The following is a 19460-nucleotide window of genomic DNA, read 5'->3' on the forward strand; positions in this document are numbered from 1 at the left end:
TCAAAAAAGCCATTTTTGAGCACCTGCTGAAAGTCTTCCAGATATACTACTACTAAAAGTTACAATGGTGTGGAAAATGTTTAAATCAGAAAGCTTTTAAGACCTTAAATTCTAACTCCGATCGTCTACTTCAGGAAGAGCTTTTCGTCTTTTAAGGAAACTCTATGGAAATATAGAAGCTGTTATTTTTCATGTTGAGACAGGAATAATGGGGCAAGGTGCTTCCTGAAAAGATTATCTGTAACATTGTTTTCTACCCTTTCTCTATACCTGTCTAAAAGGGGGAAAAACCGATCTCCTTTTTCAGCAGCAATTTTATACGCGCAATGCAGCAACTGTCGAAAGTGCAGATTAAATTCAGGTGAATTTGGGTCATGCCGCAGGGCAGCTGCATATTGCTTACCCGAAGAAAATTCTTCGGGAGCCGGTAGTTGAGATCTATCTATTGATAATACCGATTTATAATCGCGTGTAAGTTCGTCATATCGCTCTAATGCGTCCCTATACAATTCTTTGCTGAAATTAAAACCCTCTCCTTCACTTTCGGCCAGCCCGATTAATTCTTCCAGCCAGGTAGTCCCGGCAGTTTTAAGGTGCAGGCCTGCATCATGCTTCCTGATGAGCTTCCGAATCACCGGATATACCGAAAACTTATCACTCCCACTGTGAACACTTATCTTTAGATCTTGCGGCAAGTCAAATTCCTTGACAGCAAATTTCAAGACTAAAAGATCTTCTTCAAATTCTCTTTCAAACTGTTCGAGGTCTCCTTCATAATCCACCCCTTTATTAAAACTGCCGGTGAATTTTGGTGCAATTGTATTTACCGGAACCTTATAATAAGCCAAAGCTGCCAGAATGAAAAAAAGCTCTACAGGAGACTGCGGCTCTTCCACCTCATCTATAGAAACTTCAATATGTACATATTCCTCCTTTTTACTCTGAATGTATGAGTAAACCTCTCCGGCATTTTTAGCTGCCAAAAGAAAATTGTTTAGCATCTCCCGGAGATGAGTTTTGGATATCTGCATTTTTCGCTCAATTCCCGGGATATGAAGATCTCCGGAATATGCTTTGAAAAAATTCAGAAAATCTTCTTCCTCCTCTTCTGGAGCCGACTTACCTATAAATTCGGCCACATCTATGGTAAAGAAGTTACTTACCTCCAGGAAAGGCTTTACCGTCTTAATATTAATATGATCGGCATCTACAAAATATTCTGCTGCATAACCGGCAGCCTTCACCGCCCTGTCTGCTTCCTCTCGCAAACTTTGGGGCTGAGTACCCACAGTTTGGTGTTCCCGGTTCGACTTGTTCCATACCGGGGTAACCGCTACTCCTTCGCTCTGAATTTTAAGAATGGCATCAAGTTGTGCCTTTCCTTCTTTCCCGAACCTATCTCCTACTCCAAATGAATATTTTCCTAATGCCATCATATTATCTAATTTTTAAACTCCGCTAAAAGCACCAAAACCGCCATCTACAGCAATTACAGTTCCTGTAACAAACGAAGATCCTTCTCCTGCCAGCCAGTTAGCTGCACCCTGTAATTCTTTAGGTTTTCCAAACCTGTTCATGGGGGTTTGGTTTACAATGGTTTCCCCGCGAGATGTGAGACTTCCATCTTCATTTAATAAAAGATCCCGATTCTGTTCTCCAATAAAAAAACCGGGGGCGATGGCATTAACCCTAATTCTGTCTCCATATTTCTGTGCCATTTCTACAGCCAGCCACCTTGTAAAATTATCAACCGCAGCCTTTGCTGCAGAATATCCAACTACCCTTGTTAGCGCCCGTTGCGCAGCAAGGGACGAAATATTGATAATACTCCCTTTTTTCTGCTCTACCATTGCGCGGCCAAAGACTAGAGATGGGAGAACAGTTCCTTTAAAATTGAGCTGGTTCACCTTATCGAAGGAGTCGAGGTCGAGGTCAAAGAAAGTCTGATCTGGAGTTATAGTCGCACCTTTTTGATTTCCGCCGGCGGCATTCACCAGGATATCCACTTTTCCGAAGGTATTTTCTATCTTATTTTTGGCAGCGGTTAAACTTTTTTCGTCAAGAACATCTGCAACCAATGCCAAAGCTCTGCCGCCATTACTCTCAATTTCTTTAACCCTTGCCTGCACAGTATCTTCGCTGCGCCCCAATATCCCTACTTTTACACCTTCATAAGCCAGTCCCATTGCTATGGCACCTCCTAGCACTCCGTTTCCGCCTGTTACTACGGCTACTTTATCGTTTAAACTATTCATTCTTATTTTAATTATTCGTTTTCAAAAGATTTTACAATTCCCATTTCCAGGCCGCGCAATTCTGCCAGGCCTCTTAATCTTCCAATTGCAGAGTAGCCGGGATATGTCGTTTTTTCGAGGTCATCCAGCATTTGATGGCCATGGTCTGGTCTCATAGGAATTGGTTGTGTTTTTTGCCCTCTTTGACACTCATAGAAGGTACGCACCAGTTTATACATTTCTGCACTGCCTTCCAGGTGGTTGGCTTCATAAAACCTGGAGCGGGCCTCCCGTTGCACAGATCTTAAGTGCACAAAATGAATGCGATCAAAATAGGTCTTGATGATGCCGGGAAGATCATTCTTTTCTGAAGCTCCAAAACTACCGCTGCAAAATGTAAGTCCGTTTGACTTTGGTGGCACCTTGCTAAAAATGTAATCGAGATCATCTTTATTGCTCACCACTCTGGGCAACCCCAAAACCGGCCATGGTGGATCATCTGGATGAATCGCCAGCTTTACCCCTGCTTCTTCTGCTACCGGAATGACTTCCTTTAAAAAGTCTACCAGATTTTCCCTAAGTTGTTCTGCTGAAATTTCTTTATAATGTTCCAGTCCCTGCTGAAGCTTTCCCAAAGTGAAGCCTTTTTGATCTCCCGGCAGTGCCATTAGCAAACTTTCCCTAAGCCTCTCGATTTCTTCCTGTGGCATTTGAGGAAATCTGGATTTTGCCCGTTTTACCATTTCCTGATCATAGTCTTCTTCTGCTCGCTCTCTCTTCAGAATAAAAAGGTCAAAAATGATAAGGTCTTCCAGGTCGTGTAACAGGGCGGTACTTCCATCCTCAAGTTGATACCGCACATTTGTGCGCAGCCAATCCAGGACAGGCATAAAATTATAACAAATGCGGGTAATGCCACTTTGGCCGAGATTTTGTAAACTCTGCTTATAATTTTCAATGTATTTAGCCTTATCGCCTTTTCCTTGCTTGATGTGCTCATGCACGGGAAGACTCTCCACCACTTTCCAGCGCAGCGAAAATGGATTTTTCCTGTTACTTTCTTCCAAAAGGGATTTCCGCTTCTCAATTTCTTCAATACTCCACACCTCCCCCACAGGAATATGATGTAAAGCAGTAACAACACCACTTGCCCCGGCCTGTTTAATATCTTTTAAGCTTACGGGGTCATTAGGCCCATACCACCTCCAGCTTTGTTCGAAAATCTTTTCCATTTTTTTATGCTTATTCAAAGAAGGTCAATTTTTGCCCTTTTTGGAAGGTTTGCAGAATTTTTCTTCCAAACCTTAAGGTACAGAGAACTTTTGTCTCTAAAAAGTTCGGCTAAAGGAAATCCTCCCGCACCGGACTAAATACATCTATGAGCATCCCCGCCTCTAGGCACTCGGCACCGTGTTTAGCATTAGGAGGGACGAAAAACCCGTCACCTGTTTCCAGAATTTCAGATATACCATCAATGATGATCTTAAATCTTCCTGAAGCCACGAAAGTTCCCTGGGAGTGAAAATGCTCGTGTACATACCCTACTGCTCCTTTTTCGAACTTCACCTTGACCACCATTAACTGAGTATTGTAGCCTGTAATTTGCCGTGAGATTCCTTCTCCTGCGGGTTCCCATCCGGTTTCAGCTTCCTTAAAAAACGTATTCCCTTTTATCATTTTTGACTGGTATATTATTTATGTTTTTGTTCCCATTTAGGGTAATCTACTTTTAGAAGATCTTCAGCGTAATTATCTATATAACTGTAATTTATACGCCGTTCATGTTCAATTTCGTCAAGGTTGTATTTTACCACTCCGTCGCGACCAATAAACATGGGCCTGTTGGTTCCAATTTCGGTAAAGCGACCCCAAAGAGGACCGCCTGCAGGATCTTCGACTACTATACGGTCACGACCCTCAGGCAGACTGGGATCTTTGATCCACTCCACTCTTTTCCCTGTTACCTTAGCGTCTTCAAACCACTGTATGGCACTTCGGACAGATCTTTTTACTGCTTCCGAAGGATTTTCGATCTCCATTAAATACCGTACAATTTCGGCACTTTCCTTACCGCTCAGAGAGGCCAGTTCGTAAGCTCTTGCTTTGGCAGGTTTGAGTGTTTTTTTATCATGCTGAGCTCCCCAAACAGTTAGTTTACCATCAACTTCAACCTGGGTAGCGAGAATTATTTTCAATCCTTTTTCTACAGCTTTTTCGGCTTTATTTTTTCTGAAGGCATCCACAAATGAATATGGTTCTTCATTTTGTGCAATATCCCGTAACAAATTCATCACTCCAATCATCGCTCCATCATTGTAGGTGATGTGCCCGTAATATCCCTTTTTAAGCGGATAGAATTGAGGCCAGCCGCCATTGCTGTACTGCGCCTCAAGCAGATAATCGACACCTTCCAAAAATGCCATTTTGTAGTCCTCTTTTCCTGTAGCTTTATAAACCCTTGCTAAATACTTTAGCTGGGTATGGGTTGCGCCATTGTCTATGGTGGTGCCCATTTCTTTATTTTGCAAATTCCTAAGACTGTCTTTTTCTTTTGGGCTTAATTCATTAGACATATCTATATTTTTATACCAGCCCCCATTGGTATGCTGATATAACAGCACATTATCTGCAATTCTTTGGGCTTCCTTGCTCCCGTACCACTCCTTATGCTGTTTTAATGCTCTTCTCCACGGAACTTTTTCTGAATAACCTCCCAAACTAACCGGAACTTCTTTCAGAATCTTCTGAAATAAAACCTTTTCCTTTATATATTTTTTCAATTCCAGATCCTGTTCTGCAATCTCCTGAAGTGCCAGACTGGCAACAAGAGTTGCACCCATTTTGGAAAGGTGCGTATCATCGGCTACCCCTTTTGGCTCATAAGGATCCTCGCCCGGCTCCAGGTGAAGATGCAGTTGTTTTGAATTTTGAGGCCCGTACATAATTTCCAGCCGTTCTGTCAATAACTGCAAATCGATGAAAGGCACATTCAGGTCTTTTGCGAGCATTCTCACCACCAGAGGATACAGGCCGTGAGTATCGACTAAAACGCCGTTTTCATTAAAATTCCGCCGCACAATTGAGCTGAAAAGAATTGGAGTTGCTCCTTTTTCACGGGTTTCTCTCACAAACTTCTCAAGGTTGCTCCTGTATTGTGTAAAAGGATTGGTATACCTGGCGGGATCGTTCACTTTCTGGTCGTTATGCCCAAACTGAATGAACACAAAATCTTCCGGCTTCAACTGGTCTTTTACTTCTTCCCACCAGCCTTCAGCAATAAAACTTCTGGTACTGCGACCATTGACGGCGTGATTCTGAATATTTATATCTGAAGTCATCAATTCCGGAAGCATTTGTCCCCAGCCATGTTCAGGGTTCTTTTCGGGATCCTTTTTATCAGACATTGTAGAATCGCCTATGAGATAAAGCGTAGGCTTCTCCTGTGCCACTACTGAAATTGAACAGAAGATCACGAGGAAAAGAAATAGATTTTTCATTTTTTCAGCAGTTATAATGTTATTCAAATGCACCAGGATTTGCTGTAGTTCCTTCTCACAGGCTTAAGGGATTGTTGCCCAATACCAGTCTTTCTCAATACTAAAAATTTTTTGGAGATTGTACTTTGACGCTTCTTCTAAAGAAAGCTGGTGAGACCAGTTCACCCTGGTAGCCGGAGAAGCTCCGGGGCCGCTGCTGTTGTATTCGGCGTAGTAAGCTGTTCTCTCTTTTTTCGGAAACATTTTATCTCCCGGCCAGTGATCCCAGCCCTCCGGAAGAATATGATCCCCGAGGTAAGAGTTTATAAATACGGTTTTTGCGTAAGGTCTCCACGGCCTGCCCAAATAAACCTCATTCACGCCTTCGGCAGCTATAAATTTGCAGTCGAGAAAAACATATCCGAATTCCTGATTTTGCGGAGTTGCTGCAGCAGTGATAAAAGAATTTTTTAAGCTCTTAATGGTACATTCTTTAAAAACTGCGGTTGCCTCTCCAAAAATAAAATCTGTAGTCCCTTCAATATAACAGTTCAAATACAGCTGGCGGCTACCTTCTGTTGCGGTATACACGGTGTCCTGGCAACCAAGAATGTTAGCGTCTTTAATTAGAAAGCGATCCCCTTCCACGTGTAAAGCTACTGCCTGCCCTTCTCCGCAGGAGGTATTCTGAATAGTAAGATTCTCGATTTTAATATCATTCCCTCTCACCAAAACTGTATAGGAAGTAAAAGTAGAATGCTCTTTTCCCGTTAACGGATCGATCTTGCCTGAAAAGTCGCTGTTGGTAATAAGAGTATTTTCTCTGTCTTCCCCAATGAGCGTCAACTGATGTTTCCAGGAAGGGATCTCCAGCTTTTCATTGTAAGTGCCAGATTTTATTTTGATCACCACTTCTCCCGGACCAAGATCCCGGGTAGAATTTATTGCTTCCTGTATACTGGTAAAATCGGCATTACCAACTTTGGAAACCGTTATTTCGCGATATTTCTCTCTGGCTGAAGAAGAATTTTTAAAGACTTTGTCGAGGAAATTTGTGGTAAGTCTGACAGTTTCATCAAACCAGGGATGTACAAGCCAAAAAGCATGAGGGGTCTTGTCTATAGTATGAACTTCATTGTAAATATTATTTTTATTCAGGATTTTCACCATTTCATCACGACCTGCATGAAACCTTGGATAGGAGCTATTGATAAACAAAGTGGGCGGTGTATCACTGTTCACATATTCCAGAGGAGAGGCCTCTTTCCATATTTCGAATTTTTCGGTTTTAGAACCTCCCAGCCATGTAGCGGCCATCCAGCCTTCTTCGGAATCGGGATGAATAAAGGACACAATCCCGTCTACATTGACTATGGCCTGTATATCATCTGAAAAGCCAGATTCTATGGACTTATATTTCTCTGAACCTGAAGTTACTCCGATCAAGCTGGCGAGTTGTGCTCCTGCTGAAGCACCTAATACAGCGATTTTTTCGGTATCTATTCGATATTGTTCTGCATTCTCCTTCATCCATTTTACAGCATTTTTAAGATCAATTACAGCAGCAGGATAAAGGGCTTCTGTGCCAAGGCTATAAGCAACAGTTACGGCGACATACCCTCCAGCAGCAAGACTTTGAGCTAATGGCTGCAGGTTTTCTTTACTTCCGGTAAGCCAGCCTCCTCCATGAATTAGAAGAACAGCCGGGAACTTTTCGCCTTTTTCAGACTTCGGCATGTAAACATATGCAGTTAGGTTTCTTTCAGCAGTTTTTTGATAAACAATATTTTCTATAGCATCAATTCTTTCAGAAAACTGAGGTTCTACAGGAGAAATAAAAGGATAATCCTTTTTAAGTTTTTTATAGGTGGTATTGATCGTATATGGCCTTACCTCATTCTTCTGCGCAATAGATTTTGGGCAGAGGCAGAAAAAAAAGAGGATCGAAAAAAGGCATTTTTGGAGACTCATCTTACTTATTTTAACGTGTGGATTCTTCTCTTTTAATTCCAGTGGAAGTTAAAAAAGTACCTCCGCGACGAACCGCACTTCTTGAATTGCGACCTTAAACCAGGATCTTTGATCTTTTCGTGTACCTATGGAAGTCTTCGCTTTTTCAACAATGGGCAGATATTTAAAACCTCCCGACACTTATTCTTTTCCGTTTACATTACCCCGAACATTACGTTGCTAGATCATGCTGAATGCATATTGCTCTCAACAGGGACTGAAAATTTCTGGTCTACATCAAAGGACTTAGTATTCCTTACCGTTAATGGTAGTGTTCTCAAATATGATATCATCTGCGTGCTCTACCCTGAGCGGCACCTCCACATTTTTAATATTCACATTTTTAAGTTTTACATTGCTAACAGGGGATTGTTCTCTTCCCAGTATTAAAACACCATATTCTCCCCCGTTCTCTACTTCTACATTCTCAAGAAGAATATTCCTTATCACCGGCATATGCCCTCCTTCCTGGTTGGCATAAATACCATAGTGAGTATTAATTTTCAAAACTGCTTCTTTAACCTGTCCCACTTTCAAATCCTTAACAAAAATATTTTCAATGGTGCCACCTCTTCTGGTGTTGGTCTTTATTCTAATGGCACGATCAAGATTAGGGCTGTTCATGGTATTATTACGCACATATACATTTCTCACCCCCCCGGAAATCTCACTTCCCATGACTACCCCGCCATGGCCGTCTTTCATGGTGCAATTCTCTACAACAATGTTCTCACTGCTTATCCCTACACGTCTTCCGTCGTTATCCCTACCCGATTTTATGGCGATGCAGTCATCTCCGGTATCAAAAAGGCAGCCTGTGATGTGAACATTCTGGCTATACTCAGGATTGCAACCATCATTGTTAGGACCGTGGCTAATTACACTCACATCCTTAACTGTTATATTACTCGATTTTATAGGATGCATTACCCAGAAAGGTGCATTTATAAATGTAACACCCTCTATAAGGACATTTTCGCATTCAAACGGCTCAAAAAATGTTGGCCGGAACTGGTGTCCTTCCCCAAAAATCCTTTCTTCTACAGGGGTGCCTTTTTCTACCATCTCACTAAGCCGTGGCAGGTTGTGCGTATCATGTTGCTTTACATCTCCTTCTTTATATCCATAAACATCTTTACCACTCCATGGCCACCAGTTCTCATTACCAGCCTGCCCGTTAAAAGTTCCTTTTCCGGTAACTGCAATGTTCTTTTGTTTATAGGCATAGATCAAAGGAGAATAGTTCATAAACTCCATGCCTTCATAAGAAGTGTGAACCACGGGGAGGTAATCTTGGTGACTGGTTGAGAATTTCACCTCTGCACCTTCCTCAAGGTGAAGATTTATATTGCTCTTAAGATGAATTGGCCCGGTATGATATACTCCGGCGGGAACGAATACCTTCCCTCCTCCCGCATTTGAACAAGCTTCAATCGCTTTTTTGAAGGCGTCATCACTGCTCTTACTTCCATCTGCCGAGGCTCCATAATCAAGTACATTGAAGACCTCATCTCTAAAAGTTGGAATTTTTATACTTTCTACTATAGCATCTGCCTGCTTCCACGGATCGTCAAAATTAACCCCGGCGGTAGTTTCGGGAGCGGTGGAACCAGATTCATTTTGATTTTTACAGGAGAAGACTAAAAATATCACTGTAAGACTAAAAAGTACTTTGGAAAAGTATTTCATAAGATTAAAAAATTTGAAGCTACATGTAATCGATTGCACTAAAATAGCCATTTTTTTCTGTTTTTTCCAAGGTTTTGGTTTGAAAACTTAAGAGGATTTTTTCCCAAAGGGAAATTATTCGGCCTGTTTGCTGCTCATCATTCTCATAATGTTAAAAATGAATAGAACCTACAAGAATATTTTTAATATCTTTGCAGTGCAATTTGTTGCATTTATTGCATTTAGCTTTTTCCATGAAAGATAACGGTAAGGTTACCATATATGACATCTCAAAAAGATTGAATGTCAGCGCTGCTACGGTGTCACGGGCTCTCAATAACAACCCGAAAATCAGCAGTAAAACACGTGAGTTGGTTTTTGCCACTGCTAAAGAAATGAACTATAAGCAAAACCGTCTTGCCCAGGCGCTTAAAAGCGGAAAAAGCAAGAATGTGGGCGTTATTGTTCCTTATATTAACCGGAACTTTTTCTCTTCTATAATCAGAGGCATTGAAGAAGAATTGGGCCCTCACGGATACCATGTAATTATTTGCCAGACACATGAGCAAATGGATACAGAAATGGAACAAATAAATACCCTTTTAAACACCCAGGTAGACGGAATTTTCATGTCTATTTCGAAATCCACAACCAACATAGACCATTTCACGAAAGTATTACAAGAAGGGAAATCCCTGATCTTTTTTGACCGGAAACTTGATGTTCCAGGAGTTAGTTCTGTGGTAATCGATGATTTTAAAGCGGGTTATATGTCTACTGCACATCTCATTTCACAGGGCTGCAAAAGAATTGCTCATTTTTCGGGAGATCTTAACCTGGAAATTTACAAAAACAGACATGACGGATATATAAGTGCTCTAGAGAATCACGGGCTCAAACCCGATCCGCGTTATATTTTCACCACACTGAGTAACGTAGAATCTGGCGCAGCTGCAGCCCGTAAAATGTGGGAACTAAAGGACAAACCCGACGCTGTTTTTTCAGCAAGTGATTATACGGCCCTTGGAGCAGTACAGGAACTTAAAAAGCAGGGCGTACGAATTCCTGAAGATTTCTGTATTTCAGGTTTTAGTAATGAACCATTTACTCAATACATGGAATTACCCATGAGCTCTATAGATCAAACTCCCTTGCGGATGGGACAAATTGCAGCTCAGGTTTTTCTGGAGCAGGTAGACAGCGACCAGGAACTAAGCATCGAAAAAAAGGTGGTGCTTTCTCCCGAATTAATCGTTAGAAAATCATCTAACAGAAATTTAGCAGAACTCAAAGTACAGTAATTTTCAAAATAGCAAAAAGGGGAGCCTTATAAAGACACCCCTCGCTTCCACGGAATAAAATCGTCCTGATTAAGCGCATCGGCTTTTGTTGTTTCTTCACCATTGGCTACTTTAATGAGGAACCCGAGGATCTCCTCTCCCATTTGTTCAATGGTTTTTTCAGCCTTAATTACACCACCGGCATCAAGATCAATAATATCTGGCATTCTGCGGGCAAGAGTGCTATTAGAAGAAACCTTTACTACCGGTGCCACAGGGTTACCCGTTGGGGTTCCCAGACCTGTTGTAAACACCACGACATTAGCCCCTGCCCCCACCATTGCTGTGGTACTTTCCACATCATTCCCGGGAGTACATAGCAGGTTAAGACCGGGTTTGGTAACATAGTCTCCATAATCCAGAACATCCTGGATTGGAGAAGTCCCTCCTTTTTTCGCGGCTCCGGCCGATTTCATGGCATCTGTAATAAGTCCGTCTTTAATATTTCCCGGCGAAGGGTTCATATCGAAGCCAGACCCGGCATCTATAGCCGATTGTTCAAAAGCCCTTGTAAGCTCAAGGAATCTTTCAGCCAAATCGTCGCTCACACAACGGTTGATCAATTCCTGCTCAATTCCACATAACTCTGGAAATTCTGAAAGTATAGGCGAACCACCAAGTGCCGAAAGAAGATCTGAAGCATAACCCAAAGCCGGATTTGCTGAAATTCCAGAGAAACCATCAGATCCGCCACATTCCAAACCTAACTTCAGTTTTGAAAGAGGAGCGGGTTTCCTGGTAATATTGTTAGCTTCCTTAATAGCAGCATATGAATCGCTGATGATCTTACTCATCATTTCATCTACGGTTCCCATCTGCTGCTGTTCAAAAAGCAGCACAGGTTTTCTATTGTCAAAATTGATCCTTTCAAGTGCCTTTTTAAAGATATCTATCTGCAGGTTTTGGCAGCCCAAACTAAGCACCGTTGCTCCGGCAACATTAGGATTGTTCACGTAACCGGCCAACAGCCTCGCCAGCGAAGCAGAATCCTGCCTTATGCCGCCACATCCTCCCTGGTGAGTAATAAATTTTACTTCAATATTGTCAAAAATTTCACTTTCCTCTTCTTCTATTTGGAGGCTTTCGGTGGTATTCTCACCCTGAATTAATTTCCGGAGGAGCAGTTGTTCCCTGGAAGGTTTTCTGAAAGAAAGTTCCTTCTCAAAAACCTCTTTTAGAAGCTCTATATTCCTGTTCTCACAAAAGACCAGCGGGAAGAACAACCATACATTTTTTGTTCCCACCTGCCCGTCGGGCCTGTGATATCCATTAAAAGTCCTGTTCTTCCACTTTGAAACATCGGGTGCATTCCAACCGGTAGTTTCAGTTTTCTTATGTGCCTGCTCGGCCTGATGTTTTACATTGTCTACCGTAAGTACTTCACCTTTCTTTACCGGTTGTGTAGCCTTACCCACCAATACCCCATACATATAGATCTTGTTACCCTCATCCAGGTCTACAAGGCTAATTTTGTGTTTAGCTGCAACATCATTAAAGACTTCAACTTCTATATCATCAATAGATAAAACCTCGCCCTGCCATAAATCGGCAAGAGCTACAGCCACATTATCTTCGGGATGAACTTTAATTATTTTCGTCTTCATTTTTCTAACTTTTGAGCTGTGTTTTTTCGCGGAAAGACCTGAAGCCCTCTTCCACACCTTTTTCTTCCAGTTCTTTGAGTGCCACTGCAACCTGATCATTCAGACCTGGGACAGCAGTGAGCTCCTGCCCCCAATATTCCTCTTTTTTAAGCACCTCTCCTGCAACTGATTCAAAGTTTGAATTTTCCCAGATTTTGCTGAAGAAATCAATGATTTGAGCATCATCCTGCACAGGTAGTTTTTCCCCCTTCCACTCTCCTTTGTAGAACCTGATCAAGCAGGCAAATGCAAAAGTAAGCCGGGTGGGCAAGGTAGATTTTCTCTTCTGAAATTCTAATAAACTCGGCAGCACCCTCACTTTAAATTTTGAAACTGAATTAAGGGCAATACTGGCCAGTTGATGCTTAATAAAAGGATTTCTGAAACGGTCCAAAACTTCTGAAGCAAAGGAGTCAAGTTCTTCTTCAGCAAGATCAAGTGTAGGATTTATCTCTTCAAAAATGGCATTTTTGACAAACTTTCCGGTGAAGTCGTCGTCAACCGTTTCTTTGACTGTTTCCTTTCCGCTAAGAATTGCAAAAGGAACCATAGTAGTATGAGCGCCATTGAGAATTCTTACTTTTCGGGTGCGGTAAGGTTGTATATCATCTACGATAAGAACATTTTCGTTAATTTTATGAAACGGAATCTTTTCTTTAAGTTCCCGGCCACCTTCAATCACCCAAAGCAGAAAAACTTCAGCTGTAACGATTAGTTTGTCTTCAAACTCAAGCTGATTTTGATATTCTTCAATTTCAGCTCTGGGATATCCGGGAACAATTCGGTCTACAAGGGTATTGTGAAAGCTATTGCTATTCTCTATCCATCCGCGGAAATCTTTACCAAGATCCCAAAGTTCCACGTAGTCTAAAATGATCTTTTTAAGATTGTCTGCATTGTGATTTATTAATTCACAGGGAATTATAGTTAATCCCTTGGCAGGATCCCCCTTAAAATGCTGAAACCTCTTCCAAAGTAAAGCGGTAACCTTTGCAGGAAAACTATTATGAGGAACTTTTTCAAATTTATCGTTCCCGTCAAAGGAAATGCCGGCTTCAGTGGTGTTGGAAATGAGGAATTGCAGCTCCTTTTCAGTAGCAAGATTCAAATAAGCCGAGTAATCGTCATAGGGATTGAGGGATTTTCGAATACAACTAATAGTTCTTTTCTCCTGGATTTCCTTTCCGCCTTTGACGCCTCTCATAAACAGGTTATAAAGTCCGTCCTGCTCATTCAGCATCTCCACAAGTCCGGCGTTTATAGGCTGCACCACGGCAACGCCAGCATCAAATCCTGCTTCTTTATTTAGTTTATCAATAAGATAATCAACGAATGCCCGCAAAAAATTCCCTTCACCAAATTGTATGACTTTAATGGGTAAATTTTCAGTTAGCCCACTATTTTTCCTCGTTAAGCGTTCCATAATAACATTTTCAACATTAAATTTCTAATCAAATAATTCCGGTAACCACAAAGAGATTTCAGGCACAAAAGTCACGAGCAACAGTACGATGAACATTGCGACGTACAGTGGCATGAGCGGTTTTATAACCTTTTGAATACTCGATTTGGCCACACTAACCCCAATAAAAAGTACCGAGCCTACCGGCGGGGTACATAGCCCCACGCATAAATTCATTACCATCATAATTCCGAAATGTACAGGATCAACACCCAGCGCCGTTACCACAGGCAGGAAGATGGGAGTGAAAATTAAAACTGCGGGAGTCATATCCATGAATGTCCCCACAAAAAGTAACAGTAAATTTATAATGAGTAGGATTACAAAGATATTGTCACTAAGGCCCAGTAAAGTATCACTTACAGCCTGCGGAATGTTTTCATAAGACATGACCCAACTCATACTCATGGAGGTGGCGATAAGCAACATTACAATAGCGGTTGTTCCCACAGAGCTTAAAAACACACTATGGAGATCACTTAATTTTAATTCCCTGTTTATAAAAGATAGGATAAGGCAATACAGCACTGCAATCCCTGAAGCCTCGGTGGCAGTAAAGATCCCTGAAACAATTCCGCCAATCACCACAACCAACAGTAATAAACTGGGTAGCGCCTGCAAAAAAGTAACTGCGATATTCTTTAAATTCGCAGGTGCGCCTGCAGGATACTTTTTCTTTTTGATCCAGACCGCAGCAACAAGCATAAGAGCCAACCCCATGAGAATACCGGGAAGATACCCGGCCAAAAAGAGCGAGGCAATTGACACTCCACCACTTGCAAGCGAATAAACGATAAGCACATTTGAAGGAGGAATTACCAGGCCTGTAGTTGAAGAAGTAATGTTCACTGCCGCACCAAATTCTTTAGAATATCCTTCCTTTTCCATAGCCGGACCAAGGATTCCACCCATTGCCGAAGTAGCTGCCACTGCAGATCCTGCAATAGCACCAAAGAGCATTGCCGCAACTACATTCACATAGATCAATCCACCCGGTAACGCCCCCATAAGGGCTTTGGCAAAGGCAATGAGCCGGTTGGCTATCCCTCCCTGATTCATTATTTGTCCTGCCAAAATAAACAGGGGAATTGCAAGCAGCGAGAAACTGTCCAGCCCCGTGGCCATACGCTGGGAAACCGTAGTAAATGCAGCAAGCGTATCTATAGATGCCAAAATTGTAAGTATACATGAAATCCCGATTGACCAGGCAACAGGAACCCCTATTGCCAGCAAAATCACAAAGGATAGCACCAGTATTAAAACCTCTGACATCATACTAAATATGTTTTTGAATGAATGATTTCGTGAATTTTATAATATATCACCAGTAAGCCACTTAGGGGCACTACACTGTAGACCCATGATAATGAGACGCCCAGGGCTGCCGAAGACTGCCCCAGTAAATCGTTGACATAGACCAGGTTGCCACCTCCAATGACCAGCACGGTCAAACTAAAGAGGATGATAAGAATATTGATAAAAATGCGAAGTCTCATCCTGTTGGTCGGATTCAACTTTGGCGGCAAAATATCTATCGACAAATGAGTTTGTTGTCCTGAAGCGTATGCAGCTCCTAAAATTCCTATCCAAATGAAAAGATATCGTGCAAGTTCTTCGGTAAAGGAACTGGGAGAATTAAGGAGGTATCTTGAAAAGATCTGCCATAATACAGATAGCACCATGAGTATGAGAAGTACTACCAAAAAATTTCCGAGGATTTTATCTACAGTTTTTCTCATAACTTACTCAATAGCCTGGATTTCTTCAATTAATTTTTTCATTTCAGGATCCTGTGAAAATTCCTCATACATGGGCTCCACTTTTTCCCTGAAAAGTTCTTTATCTGGATATATCACCTTAACTCCTGCTTTCTGAATCTCTTCCATGGCTTCTAATTCTGCTTCTCTCCAGATGGTTTTTTGATATTCTGAAGATTCCATAGCTGCCTCTTTTAACCATTTTTGCTGTTGCGGGTTAAGGTCATTCCACACCAGGGTACTTATTAAAAGTTCATCGGGAAGGGCAGTGTGTTCGTCTACCACAAAGAATTTTGTCACCTCATAATGGCGGGAAAGGTAAAAACTTGGTAAATTGTTTTCGGCTCCATCTACGATCCCTTGTTGTAAAGCAGTGTAAAGTTCTCCCCAGGCAATAGGGGTTGGGGAACCTCCTAAATTCTTTACCATATTAATGGCTGTATTGCTTTCCATTACCCGTAATTTTAAACCTTTAAGATCTTCAGGTTTTTCCACAGGGGTTTTACTGTAAAAACTTCTGCTTCCTGCATCGTAAAAAGTAAGTCCTTTTAGCCGTTTATCTATGCTCTTGTTAAGGAACTCTTCTCCTATCTCCCCTTCCAGGACTTCAAATCTATGCTCCCTGTCCCGGAACAGAAATGGAAGACCAAAAAGCTGCAGGCTGGGAACAAAATTTTCAAGAACCCCGGTAGAGACCTTTGTCATTCCAAGACTTCCTATTTGTAAAAGCTCCAGGGTTTCTCTTTCTGAACCCAATTGCTGGTTTGGATATATATCTATGCTCATGGTGCCTCCCGACTTTTCATAAAGACGTTCGGACATATAGACCATGGCTTTATGAACAGGATGAGAAGTGTCCAGACCGTGACCCAGCTTTATTTCCTTTACTTCGTTTTGCTCTGCGCAACCTATTCCCAATGAAAGTAGAATTAGCAGTAAACCAACACGATTTATATTTTTAGTTCTAAGGATATTCATTTTTTTATTAATAATAATTAACCGGCTTTTGGTGACTCTTTTGTGCCGGTTGATGAAAGTGTTATCTCTTTATTCTTCCATCGGTTTTTCCGTTTGCCACCTCCAGCACTTCCTCAACACTTACCAGGTTCACATCGCCAACATGGGTATGTTTTAAAGCACAGGCTGCATTGGCATAGTCGAGGGCTTGCTTGTCATCAAAATGTTGTAACCCGTATAACACTCCAGCCGCAAAAGCATCGCCTGTACCTATTCTATCTACTACGTTTGTTATTTCCAGTTCATTCGTAGTAAGAAATTCTTCTCCATTCCATGCTCTCCCATAAATTTTTTGCCACGAAGCATTCACGCTGGTTCGAACTTTGTCAAAAATTTTCTGAATTTTGGGAAACTCGGCTATTAAAGCACGACTGGCTGCCATAAAACCTTTTTCATCTGTAGAAAAATCGGTTTTCAGGATTTCATTGATCTCGTTAACACCTCCTATGAAAATTGTGGAAAGGGAAATCAATTCTTTCAGGACCTCATGACTGCTCCTGCCATATTTCCAGAGATTACTCCTGTAGGCAGGATCTGCTGTAACTATGACACCTTTGCGGAGCGCCACTTCCAGCCCCGATTTTAATGTTTGATATGCTCCTTCTGAAACACCCGGTGAAATCCCGCTCCAGTGCATGAACTGGCAATTCTCCAGCACCTTTTCCCAATCTACCTGACCTGGGGTAATATTAGCGAAGCAACTATTCACCCGATTATAGGCTACCTGGCTGGAGCGCATGGCAGATCCAACTTCAAGAAAGTATAAACCTAAAGGGTAGTTAACCTTTTGAACCGCGCCTATACCAATGCCATATTTCCGAAGCGTAGATAATGCCGCCTCCCCAACTATATCGTTTGAGATATTGGTCACATGTTGAACTTCTATGCCCATATGAGCAAGAGATGCTGCAACATTCATTTCGGTGCCACCAAAGAAAAAATCCATCTGAGTTGCCTGTAAAAGCTTCCGGTTATCTGATGGTGATAAACGCATTAAAACCTCACCAAAGGTGACAATCTTTTTTGTTCCTGAAGCTTTTTCGTGCATGGGCAATTAGTAAAAAGCTACAGATAGAATTACCTGTAGCTTTTTGTTTCAAATTTATTTTTTAAGTCTCTTGATAAGGTCAAGGGTTTCCTGAACAGTCTTTTTAAGAGCGTCATAATCCTTATTGGCAATAAGCTCTTTTGAGATAAGTTTTGACCCCATCCCTACGCAGGTCACTCCTGCATCAAACCAGCCTTTAAGGTTTTCTTCTGTTGGTGAAACCCCGCCAGTAGGCATAATACTTGTCCATGGTTGAGGACCTTTGATTCCTTTTACAAAAGTAGGCCCATAGGTTCCTCCCGGAAACAGCTTTACGATTTCACAACCGAGTTCTTCTGCACGGGTAATTTCGGTAAGAGAGCCGCAGCCTGGAGACCAAAGCACTTTGCGGCGGTTACAAACCACTGCGATATCCTCCCGTAAAACAGGAGTCACAATAAAGTTCGCTCCCAATTGCATGTAAAGTGATGCCGCAGCAGCATCGGTCACCGAACCTACACCCATGATCATTCCGGGAAGTTCTTTAATTGCGTATTTATTAAGTTCTCCAAATACTTCAAAAGCAAAATCTCCGCGACTGGTAAATTCCATCAGACGACCCCCTCCGTCGTAACAGGCTTTTAGTATTTTTTTTCCAAGTTCTACATCAGAATGAAAAAATAAGGGAACCATTCCCTGGTCTTTCATTACTGACGCTACTTCTATTCTTGAATATTGAGCCATATTTTTAAAATTTATCGGGCTACACGACCGGAAGCGTCACCGCCCATTAATTTCTTAACTTCATCTATAGTCACCAGGTTCGCATCACCTTTAATGGTATGTTTTAATGCCGATGCAGCCACAGCAAAGTTCAATGCATTTTGATCATCTTCTGGATACGTTAATAATCCATAGATCAATCCGGCCATAAAGGAATCTCCTCCTCCTACCCGATCTACAATATGGGTGATGTTATATTCGGGAGATTTAAACATGGTTTCTCCATCATAAAGAACTCCGGCCCATGTGTTATGAGAAGCAGAAAGGGATCCTCTTAAAGTAGTGATCACCTTTTTGGCATTGGGAAATTTCTCCATCATTTGCTGACAAACAGAAAGGAAAGCTTCAGCTTTTACATGCTCTCCCTGGGTGGTGATATCAAGACCTTCAGGCTTAATTCCGAAGTGTTTTTCAGCATCTTCTTCATTTCCGAGGATAATATCGCAGTAAGAAGTTAGCTCGGTCATGATCGCTTCCGGCTCAACTCCATATTTCCAAAGTTTTGCTCTGTAGTTAAGATCTGTAGAAATAGTGATCCCTTTGGCGCTTGCAGCTTTTACCGCTTCAAGGCAGGCATCGGCTGCTCCCTGGGAAATAGCTGGGGTAATTCCGGTCCAGTGGAACCAACCTGCGCCGTCAAAAACCTCATCCCAGTCGACCATCCCTTTTTCAATTTGGGACATGGCCGAATGAGCGCGGTCATAAACTACTTTACTCCCACGGCTTACCGCGCCGGTTTCAAGAAAATAAATTCCGAGACGATCGCCTCCAAAAATGATCTTATCTGTACCTACATTTCTTTTGCGCATTTCCATAAGCGCACATTCGCCAATATCATTTTTAGGTAAACGGGTCACGAAATCTACAGGCACGCCATAATTGGCCAGCGATACCGCCACATTTGATTCTCCACCTCCGTAAACTACATCAAAATTATTTGCCTGCGAAAACCGCAAATGTTCCTGCGGGGCAAGACGTAACATTATTTCACCAAAAGTCACTACTTTTTTCATAAAACTCTATTGATTAAATCCATATTCCAG

General features: G+C 41.9%; 16 protein-coding genes. 1 reads left to right on the forward strand and 15 read right to left on the reverse strand.

Going from position 1 to position 19460, the window contains the following annotated elements:
- Positions 1–182: 182 nt before the first annotated feature.
- From VS868_RS02145 to VS868_RS02175, 7 genes are all read right to left on the reverse strand, one after another.
- Positions 183–1436 (reverse strand): tagaturonate epimerase family protein, encoded by a 1254-nt coding sequence (locus tag VS868_RS02145; RefSeq protein ID WP_345599032.1) that lies wholly within the window; start codon positions 1434–1436, stop codon positions 183–185.
- A gap of 12 nt (positions 1437–1448) precedes the next feature.
- Positions 1449–2255, reverse strand: coding sequence for an SDR family oxidoreductase (locus tag VS868_RS02150; RefSeq protein ID WP_345599033.1), 807 nt, complete (start codon positions 2253–2255; stop codon positions 1449–1451).
- An 11-nt stretch (positions 2256–2266) separates the two neighbouring features.
- Entirely contained in the window at positions 2267–3466 is a 1200-nt protein-coding gene (gene uxuA / locus VS868_RS02155) for a mannonate dehydratase (RefSeq protein ID WP_345599034.1), read from the reverse strand.
- 109 nt (positions 3467–3575) lie between these two features.
- Positions 3576–3911 carry a cupin domain-containing protein gene (locus VS868_RS02160; RefSeq protein WP_345599035.1) on the reverse strand — a complete coding sequence of 112 codons (336 nt, stop codon included), beginning with the start codon at positions 3909–3911 and terminating at the stop codon, positions 3576–3578.
- Between the two features lie 14 nt (positions 3912–3925).
- The gene (pelA, locus tag VS868_RS02165) at positions 3926–5731 is read right to left on the reverse strand and encodes a pectate lyase (protein ID WP_345599036.1); all 1806 of its coding nucleotides are present in this window, start codon (positions 5729–5731) and stop codon (positions 3926–3928) included.
- Positions 5732–5794: 63 nt separating this feature from the next.
- A complete protein-coding gene (locus VS868_RS02170; RefSeq protein ID WP_345599037.1) occupies positions 5795–7681 on the reverse strand; it encodes a pectinesterase family protein in 1887 nt (628 codons plus the stop codon).
- Positions 7682–7966: 285 nt separating this feature from the next.
- Positions 7967–9409: a glycoside hydrolase family 28 protein gene (locus VS868_RS02175; RefSeq protein ID WP_345599038.1), complete on the reverse strand. Its 1443-nt coding sequence runs from the start codon at positions 9407–9409 to the stop codon at positions 7967–7969.
- Between the two features lie 233 nt (positions 9410–9642).
- Between VS868_RS02175 and VS868_RS02180 the strand changes: the two genes are divergently transcribed.
- On the forward strand, positions 9643–10689 hold the full coding sequence (locus tag VS868_RS02180) for a LacI family DNA-binding transcriptional regulator (protein WP_345599039.1): 1047 nt from the start codon (positions 9643–9645) through the stop codon (positions 10687–10689).
- A 26-nt stretch (positions 10690–10715) separates the two neighbouring features.
- Here VS868_RS02180 and VS868_RS02185 read toward each other — a convergent pair whose 3' ends face one another.
- From VS868_RS02185 to VS868_RS02220, 8 genes are all read right to left on the reverse strand, one after another.
- Positions 10716–12332: an altronate dehydratase family protein gene (locus tag VS868_RS02185; protein WP_345599040.1), complete on the reverse strand. Its 1617-nt coding sequence runs from the start codon at positions 12330–12332 to the stop codon at positions 10716–10718.
- A gap of 4 nt (positions 12333–12336) precedes the next feature.
- Entirely contained in the window at positions 12337–13794 is a 1458-nt protein-coding gene (locus VS868_RS02190) for a tagaturonate reductase (RefSeq protein WP_345599041.1), read from the reverse strand.
- A gap of 24 nt (positions 13795–13818) precedes the next feature.
- Positions 13819–15105, reverse strand: coding sequence for a TRAP transporter large permease (locus VS868_RS02195; protein ID WP_345599811.1), 1287 nt, complete (start codon positions 15103–15105; stop codon positions 13819–13821).
- A complete protein-coding gene (locus VS868_RS02200) occupies positions 15105–15572 on the reverse strand; it encodes a TRAP transporter small permease (RefSeq protein WP_266069509.1) in 468 nt (155 codons plus the stop codon). The genes VS868_RS02195 and VS868_RS02200 overlap by 1 nt, the downstream gene beginning before the upstream one ends.
- A gap of 3 nt (positions 15573–15575) precedes the next feature.
- Positions 15576–16568: a TRAP transporter substrate-binding protein gene (locus VS868_RS02205; RefSeq protein WP_266069508.1), complete on the reverse strand. Its 993-nt coding sequence runs from the start codon at positions 16566–16568 to the stop codon at positions 15576–15578.
- A 61-nt stretch (positions 16569–16629) separates the two neighbouring features.
- Positions 16630–17655, reverse strand: coding sequence for a sugar kinase (locus VS868_RS02210; protein ID WP_266069507.1), 1026 nt, complete (start codon positions 17653–17655; stop codon positions 16630–16632).
- A 54-nt stretch (positions 17656–17709) separates the two neighbouring features.
- On the reverse strand, positions 17710–18378 hold the full coding sequence (locus tag VS868_RS02215; protein WP_266069506.1) for a bifunctional 4-hydroxy-2-oxoglutarate aldolase/2-dehydro-3-deoxy-phosphogluconate aldolase: 669 nt from the start codon (positions 18376–18378) through the stop codon (positions 17710–17712).
- Between the two features lie 11 nt (positions 18379–18389).
- Positions 18390–19430 (reverse strand): sugar kinase, encoded by a 1041-nt coding sequence (locus tag VS868_RS02220; protein ID WP_266069505.1) that lies wholly within the window; start codon positions 19428–19430, stop codon positions 18390–18392.
- Positions 19431–19460 lie beyond the last annotated feature (30 nt).

The organism is Salinimicrobium sp. 3283s (assembly GCF_039602225.1).
In the GTDB taxonomy this organism is placed as follows: domain Bacteria; phylum Bacteroidota; class Bacteroidia; order Flavobacteriales; family Flavobacteriaceae; genus Salinimicrobium; species Salinimicrobium profundisediminis.